The organism is Streptomyces sp. NPDC057253, from assembly GCF_042669125.1.
Classification (GTDB): Bacteria; Actinomycetota; Actinomycetes; order Streptomycetales; family Streptomycetaceae; genus Streptomyces.
In genome coordinates this window covers 1-7550 of the sequence record NZ_JBHUXV010000240.1, presented here as the reverse complement: position 1 = coordinate 7550, position 7550 = coordinate 1, and the positions used below count along the sequence as shown (strand labels likewise).

Genomic DNA, 7550 nt, shown 5'->3' with positions numbered 1-7550 from the left:
GGGGAAGAACTCGTACCACGAGCCGAACAACGCCCGCTCCCGCTCCACCAGCAGCGGCAACGACTCCGACGCCGTGATCAACTCACGCAGCGGATACCGCGCGAGGACCTCGTCCACCTCGGGCGTCAGGGCGGCGGCGAGACGGGCGGCGGCGGGCCGGGTGTCGTCCCGCAGCGCCTCGATGGCCGCGAGGATCACGCCGTTTCGCCCGTCGTCGGGGACTCCGGCCGCGGCCCGCTCGTAGAGCCGGGCGCCCTCCTCCAGGACCAGCTCGGTGTCCATGCCGGCCGGGATCTTGATCTGGGCGTGGTGCCGCCAGGTGGTGACGGGGTCGCCCCAGCCCTCGACGGTGAAGGTCCACAGGCCGGGGGCGTCGGCGGTGACGGTGGCGCCCCAGCGGTCGGTGCCCGGGGCCAGCTCCCGCATCGGCGTCCATGGCCCGGCGCGGCCTTCCGGATCCTTCAGTACGACATTGGCGGCGACCGCGTCATGGCCCTCGCGGAACACGGTGGCCGAGATCTCGAACGACTCCCCGGTGACCGCCTTCGCGGGCCTGCGGCCGTGCTGCACGATCGGGCGGACGTCGAGGACGGGTATGCGCCCGACGGCCGTGGCCGGCTCCGCTGCCGTGGAGGATCGCTCCTGGGCCGGCGGTCCGGGGTCGACGGGGCGCGTGGTGGAGGTGTCTGTGCTGGATGTCGGGGGTGCCGACGAGTGGTGCGTGGCGGGCATGACCGCTCCTGTCCGCGTCAACATTGGGTGGGCGGATGAGTGTGGGGAGGGGGTCCTGCGGGGCGTCCCAGTGAACCTACCTGAGCCGTGTACCGGAGGAGCCTTCCCACCCTATTCGGGTGGGCAATCCGGCACTTTGTTAACTACTCACGCGTATGTATTGGCACAAGACCGGCCCCGTTCTGGCCGAACGGGGCCGGTTTGCGGACGCTTCCCCTAAGAACCCGGAACCTGTAGCAGTTTGTTCGGCGAACCGATCCCTCGACCGGACACCTTCCCGGAGATCGCATCCTTCACCAGGGCTTTGCCGACCTGTGACGGAGTGGCCCTCGGGTGGTCGGCCAGATACAGCGCGGCGGCGCCCGCCGCATGCGGGGCCGCCATCGAGGTACCCGAGTAGGTCGCCCTCGCGGTGTCGCTCGTGATGCCCGCCGAGGTGATCGACACCCCGGGCGCGAAGAGGTCCACGGCCGAGCCGTAGTTCGAGAAGCCGGCCCGCCTGTCCTTGGCGTCGGTCGCGCCCACCGTGATCGCCTGCGGTACCCCGGCCGGTGAGTAGAGCCCGGCCGGCAGTCCGTCGTTGCCCGCGGCGACCGCGTAGGTCACCCCCGAGGCGATGGAGTTGCGGACCGCGGTGTCCAGCTGGGCGTTGTACTGGCCGCCGAGGCTGAGATTGGCGACCGCCGGTTTCCGCGCGTTCCGCGTCACCCAGTCGATACCGGCGATGACCTGCGCGGTCGTACCCGATCCCGCGTTGTCGAGGACGCGTACGGCGACCACCCTGGCCCGTTTCGCCACGCCGTACCCGGCGCCCGCGACGGTGGCCGCCACATGGGTGCCGTGCCCGTTTCCGTCCCCCGCGGACCGGTCGTCCCCCACGAAGTCCCAGCCGTAGCTCGCGCGGCCCCCGAAGTCCTTGTGGGAGATCCGGATGCCGGTGTCGATCACGTAGACCGTCGTCCCGGCGCCCTCGGACGAGGGCGAGGCGTAGGTCCTGTCCAGCGGCAGGGCCGGCTGGTCGAGGCGGTCGAGGCCCCAGGACGGCGGGTTCTTCTGGACCCTCTCCAGCGTCACCCGGGTGTCCTGGACGACCGAGGCGACCCGTGGGTCCGCGGCCAGCCGTCGGGCCTGTCTCTCGTCGGCCCGGATCGCGTAGCCGTTGAGCACCGTGCCGTAGGTATGGCTGATTCTCGCCCCGTACTTCTCGGCGAGGCCCTTTCCGGTCGCCGACGGAGCCTCCGTACCCCCCTTGAGTGTCACCAGGTAACTTCCGGTGACGGAACCGGGCTCTCCGGCGCCGATTATCCGTCCTTGTGGTGCGGCCTGCGCGGGCAGGGTGATGGCCGAAAGCGCGGCGGCACAGCCCACCGCGGTCAATCCCCCCAGCCGGCGCAGACGCCGATGTGGCGTCCGTGCCATGGCCTGTCTTCCCCTCCTCAGCTCGGCGTACGGCAGCCGCGGTCCGCCGGGTGCACCCGGCGCCGGCCGGTACGCCAGGGGAAGCCTCTCGTGCGGTGCGAAGTACCACAAGGACGCCTGCGGGGATGGAATCGGCCATATCCGCCATGGGTGGAGGTGAGGAGGTTGCGGCGATTTTCGGACTGTTCGATCGGAACGGCGCCGTGGTGACGAGACCCTCCGCACGGATACGGTCGGGGTTGACGACGGGACCCACACCGCCGTGTGTCCCCCTCCGCACGCCTGACGAGGTGGCAATGAAGGCTATCCGTCGCTTCACCGTCCGACCCGTCCTGCCCGAACCCCTCCGGCCGCTCAGCGACCTGGCACGCAATCTGCGCTGGTCCTGGCACACCGAGACCCGTGATCTCTTCCAGTCCGTCGATCCGGAGCGCTGGGCGGCGTCGGGCGGTGATCCCGTACGGCTGCTCGGCGGCGTGCGCCCCGCCCGGCTCGCGGAGCTCGCCGAGGACCGCCGTTTCCTGCGCCGGCTGACCGCGGTCGCCGACGACCTCCACGACTACGTCACCGGCGAGCGCTGGTACCAGACGCATCCGGGTGAACTTCCGGCCGCCGTCGCCTACTTCTCGCCCGAGTTCGGCATCACGGCCGCGCTGCCCCAGTACTCCGGCGGCCTCGGCATCCTGGCCGGCGACCATCTCAAGGCGGCCAGCGACCTGGGCGTCCCGCTGATCGGCGTCGGTCTGCTGTACCGGCACGGGTACTTCCGCCAGACCCTGTCCCGGGACGGCTGGCAGCAGGAGCACTACCCGGTCCTGGACCCCAACGAGCTGCCCGTGGCCCTGCTCAAGGAGGCCGACGGCACTCCGGCGCAGGTGTCGCTGGCCCTGCCCGGCGGCAACAGGCTGCACGCCCGGATCTGGCTCGCCCAGGTCGGCCGGGTGCCGCTGCTGATGCTGGACTCCGACGTCGAGGAGAACGGCCTCGGCGAACGCGGGGTGACCGACCGGTTGTACGGCGGCGGCAGCGAACACCGCCTCCTCCAGGAGATGCTCCTCGGCATAGGGGGCGTCCGGGCCGTACGGACGTACTGCCGTCTCACCGGCCACGCCGCACCCGAGGTCTTCCACACCAACGAGGGGCACGCCGGCTTCCTCGGCCTGGAGCGGATCGCCGAGCTGTGCGACCAGGGGCTCGACTTCGACGCGGGCCTGGAGGCGGTGCGCGCGGGGACCGTGTTCACCACGCACACCCCCGTCCCGGCCGGCATCGACCGCTTCGACCGCGAGCTGGTCGCCCGGCACTTCGGGCCCGACGCCGAACTCCCGCGCATGGACGTGGGCCGCATCCTGGCGCTCGGCATGGAGACCTATCCCGGCGGCGAACCCAACCTCTTCAACATGGCCGTGATGGGACTCCGGCTCGCCCAGCGCGCCAACGGGGTCTCGCTGCTGCACGGGCAGGTCAGCCGGGAGATGTTCTCCGGACTCTGGCCGGGATTCGACCCCGAGGAGGTGCCGATCACCTCCGTGACCAACGGGGTGCACGCCCCGACCTGGGTCGCCCCCGAGGTGTTCCGGCTCGGCGCCCGGCAGATCGGCGCGCAGCGCACCGAGGACGCGCTGACCGTCGGCGGCTCGGAACGCTGGGACGCCGTCGGGGACATCCCCGACCAGGACGTCTGGGAGCTGCGTCGGACGCTGCGCGAGCAGCTCGTCACCGAGGTGCGGGACCGGCTGCGGGCGTCCTGGCGGCAACGGGGTGCCGGTACGGCCGAGTTGGGCTGGATCGACGGGGTGCTGGACCCCGACGTCCTGACGATCGGATTCGCGCGCCGCGTCCCGTCGTACAAGCGACTGACGCTGATGCTGCGCGACCGCGACCGGCTGATGGACCTCCTCCTCCACCCCGAACGGCCGATCCAGATCGTGGTGGCGGGCAAGGCGCACCCGGCGGACGACGGCGGGAAGCGGCTGGTCCAGGAGCTGGTGCGGTTCGCCGACGACCCGCGGGTGCGGCACCGGATCGTCTTCCTGCCCGACTACGGCATGGCGATGGCGCAGAAGCTCTACCCCGGCTGCGACATCTGGCTCAACAACCCGCTGCGGCCGCTGGAGGCGTGCGGGACGAGCGGGATGAAGGCGGCCCTGAACGGCTGCCTCAACCTCTCCGTCCTGGACGGGTGGTGGGACGAATGGTTCCAGCCGGACTTCGGCTGGGCGATCCCGACGGCGGACGGCGCGGGGACCGACCCCGACCGCCGTGACGACATAGAGGCCGACGCCCTCTACGACCTCCTCGAACAGCGGGTGACCCCGCGCTTCTACGAGCGCGGTCAGGGCGGCCTGCCCGACCGCTGGATCGAGATGGTCCGCCAGACGCTCACCCTGCTGGGCCCGAAGGTCCTGGCCGGCCGCATGGTCCGCGAGTACGTCGAGCGGCTCTACGCCCCCGCGGCCCACGCCCACCGCACGATGGCCCCGGACACGGCACGGGAGCTGGCGGAGTGGAAGGCCCGGGTGCGGGCGGAGTGGCACGGCGTCACGGTCGACCACGTGGAGACCACGTCCGCGACGACGACGGCGGAACTCGGCACCACGCTCGGCCTCAGGGTCCAGGTGCGTCTCGGCGCCCTCGGCCCGGACGACGTGGAGGTCCAGGCGGTCTCCGGCAGAGTCGACGAGCAGGACCGCATCACGGACGCGACCACGGTCCCCCTGAAACCGGTGGGCGGCCCGGACCCGGAGGGCCGCTGGGTCTACGAGGGCCCCCTGTCCCTGGACCGCACGGGCCCCTTCGGCTACACGGTCCGCCTCCTCCCCTCCCACCGCCTCCTGGCGACGGGCGCGGAACTGGGGCTGGTGGCGGTGCCTTCCGAGGAGGTGGTGGAGGGGGCAGGGGTACTCCTGCGGTGAGTGACGGGGGCGCGGGCTGTGCGCTCAGCCCGCGTCCTCCCCGCCGCACAGCTTCCGCAGGACCGTCCCGCACTTGCGGGCGTAAGCGTGTTGGAGGCCGCGGGTTGCCGGGCCGGCTGCTCGGGAGTACCACTTGGCGGCCTTGCTGAAGGCCGAGACCGTGAGCCAGACCGTGCCGTCGCCCGTGCGGTCGACGAGGAAGGACTCCTCGCCGCACTCGGGGTGGCCGGCCAGGGTGCCGTACGCCCAGCCCGCGCGGCGGTGTTCCTCGACCGTCCAGACGACTCGGCAGGGGGCCTTGATGACGCCGGCCAGGGTGACGGTCACGTCGACGTCGGGGGCCGCCCGGTCCGCGGTGGCGTCTATGCCGACACCCAGGGCCCGGTGCATCTCCCAGGTGAGGACCGCCTCGGAGGCCTTGCGGAAGATGTCGTGGCCCTCGCCTATGCGCGTGCGCACGTGCAGGGGGTGGAAGCCGGGCGGGCAGTAGCCCTGCTGACGGGTCGCGCCGACCTCGTCGTACGTGAAGTGCATGGGAACCAAGAGTAGGGCGGCACCCGGGAATGCCTTCGTCCCGGGTGCCGCCCCGCCAAAACCCTTGGCGCTAGCTCACGTTGACCGCGGACCAGGCCGCGGCCACCGCCTTGTACTCGGTGCTGGTCGAGCCGTACAGGGCCGACGCCGCCGAGAGCGTGCCGGTGCGCGCCGCCTTGTAGTTGGTCGTCGACGTGAAGTACGTCGTCAGCGCCTTGTACCAGATCTGCAGCGCCTTGTCCCGGCCGATGCCGGTGACCGTGGAGCCGTTGGACGTCGGCGAGTTGTAGCTCACGCCGTTGATCGTCTTGGCGCCGCTGCCCTCCGAGAGGAGGTAGAAGAAGTGGTTCGCGACACCGGACGAGTAGTGGACGTCCAGGTTGCCGACGGAGGAGGACCAGGAGTCCGCCGAGCCGCCGTCCTTGCTGGGCTTGTCCATGTAGCGCAGCGGGGTGCCGTCGCCGTTGATGTCGATCTTCTCGCCGATGAGGTAGTCACCCTTGTCGGACGCGTTGTTGGCGAAGAACTCCACGCCGGTGCCGAAGATGTCCGAGGTGGCCTCGTTCAGGCCGCCGGACTCGCCGGAGTAGTTCAGGCCCGCGGTGTTCGAGGTGACGCCGTGGCTCATCTCGTGGCCGGCCACGTCCAGCGAGGTCAGCGGGCTGACGTTGCCCTCGCCGTCGCCGTACGTCATGCAGAAGCAGCTGTCGTCCCAGAACGCGTTGACGTACTGGTTGCCGTAGTGCACCCGCGAGTAGGCCGCGACACCGTTGTTCTTGATGCCGCTGCGGCCGAAGGTGGACTTGTAGAAGTCCCAGGTCTCCGCCGCGCCGTAGGCCGCGTCGACGGCCGCCGTCTGGTCGGTGGTGGAGCTGGAGGCCGCGCCGGTGCCCCAGACGTTGTCGGCGTCCGTGAACAGGGTGCCCGCCGACGAGCTGGTGCCGTGCGACTTGTTGTACGTCTTGTGGCTGCCGCGGGTGCCGTCGGTCAGCTGGTACGTCGAGCCGGAGAGGGTCGTCTCCAGGCTGACCGTGCCCGAGTACAGGCTCTTGCCGGTGCCGGTCGCGTTCTCGATGCCCTGGTACTCGAAGAGCTTCTTGCCGGTGGCCGCGTCGGTGATGACGTGCAGCTGGTTCGGGGTGCCGTCGTCCTGGAAGCCGCCGACGATCGTCTCGTAGGCGAGGACCGGCGTGCCCGAGCCGGCCCAGACGACCTTCCGCGCGCCGTCGGCGGCGGTCTTCTCCGAGCCCGCGGCCTTGGCGACGGTCAGCGCCTGCTGCTCGGCCTTGGCGACGGTCAGCTTCGGGGTCAGCGAGGCGACCTTGATGGTCTTGGTCGTCGCCTTGGAGACGCCCTCGGTCGCACCCGACTTCGACTCGTGGACGACCAGGTCGCCGCCGAGGACGGGCAGGCCGTCGTAGGTGCGCTCGTAGCGCGTGTGGACCGTGCCGTCGGCGTCCTTCACGACGTCCTTGACGACCAGCTTCTCCTTGGCGCCGAGGCCTATCTCCTGGGCGGTGTCGGCGGCGCCGGCCTGCTGCTGCTTGATGAGCGTGGTGCGCGCGGCCGCGGACAGCTGGAGCGGGGCCGCGGCGAGGGTGCTTCTGCCGGTCTCCGCCGGGGTCTGGGCGGAGGCCGCACCGGCGGTCAGGCCGGTGGTGAGCAGGGCTCCGGCCGCGACAGCGGTGGCGATGGCCAGAGTGGTGCGCTTGTGACGCGCGTAGAGGGGGGTCACACAAGCTCCTTCGTGGGGGAGCCCGGTCGGGCGTGGGGTTGCCTGCCGGGGTGGTTGTGAAGTTGTGCGGCGGTTGTGAGGAAGCGTGGCATCCAGGCGCGTACATGTCAGGACCCTCAAGTGATGTTGGCCGAAAGTCGACTACTGGGTGAACATTGCAGGCATGTAAAGCGAGTTGACCTGGGCAAAGCCCGAACAAGCCGTCGGTCATGGAC

5 protein-coding genes are annotated in these 7550 nt (G+C 70.9%); 1 reads left to right on the top strand and 4 read right to left on the bottom strand.

What is annotated here, in order from left to right; translation table 11 throughout:
- Both ACFULQ_RS48015 and ACFULQ_RS48010 read right to left on the bottom strand, forming a co-directional pair.
- Window positions 1–732, bottom strand: a 732-nt coding sequence (locus ACFULQ_RS48015; protein ID WP_383557860.1) for a maltotransferase domain-containing protein, incomplete at its 3' end; no start/stop codon positions are given.
- Between the two features lie 216 nt (window positions 733–948).
- On the bottom strand, window positions 949–2151 hold the full coding sequence (locus tag ACFULQ_RS48010) for a S8 family peptidase (protein WP_383557856.1): 1203 nt from the start codon (window positions 2149–2151) through the stop codon (window positions 949–951).
- Between the two features lie 296 nt (window positions 2152–2447).
- Between ACFULQ_RS48010 and ACFULQ_RS48005 the strand changes: the two genes are divergently transcribed.
- The gene (locus tag ACFULQ_RS48005; RefSeq protein ID WP_383557853.1) at window positions 2448–5066 is read left to right on the top strand and encodes a glycosyltransferase family 1 protein; all 2619 of its coding nucleotides are present in this window, start codon (window positions 2448–2450) and stop codon (window positions 5064–5066) included.
- Window positions 5067–5090: 24 nt separating this feature from the next.
- Here ACFULQ_RS48005 and ACFULQ_RS48000 read toward each other — a convergent pair whose 3' ends face one another.
- Together ACFULQ_RS48000 and ACFULQ_RS47995 are read right to left on the bottom strand one after the other, a co-directional pair.
- Window positions 5091–5600 carry a DUF1990 domain-containing protein gene (locus tag ACFULQ_RS48000; protein ID WP_383557851.1) on the bottom strand — a complete coding sequence of 170 codons (510 nt, stop codon included), beginning with the start codon at window positions 5598–5600 and terminating at the stop codon, window positions 5091–5093.
- A gap of 70 nt (window positions 5601–5670) precedes the next feature.
- Window positions 5671–7335, bottom strand: a complete 1665-nt coding sequence (locus ACFULQ_RS47995; RefSeq protein WP_383557849.1) for a M4 family metallopeptidase — start codon at window positions 7333–7335, stop codon at window positions 5671–5673.
- Between the last annotated feature and the right edge of the window lie 215 nt (window positions 7336–7550).

Excerpts from the sequence above, each read along its gene's own strand:
- ACFULQ_RS48000 (WP_383557851.1), bottom strand. The coding sequence starts at position 5,600 with ATGCACTTCACGTACGACGAGGTCGGCGCGACCCGTCAGCAGGGCTAC.
- ACFULQ_RS48010 (WP_383557856.1), bottom strand. The coding sequence starts at position 2,151 with ATGGCACGGACGCCACATCGGCGTCTGCGCCGGCTGGGGGGATTGACC.
- ACFULQ_RS48005 (WP_383557853.1), top strand. The coding sequence starts at position 2,448 with ATGAAGGCTATCCGTCGCTTCACCGTCCGACCCGTCCTGCCCGAACCC.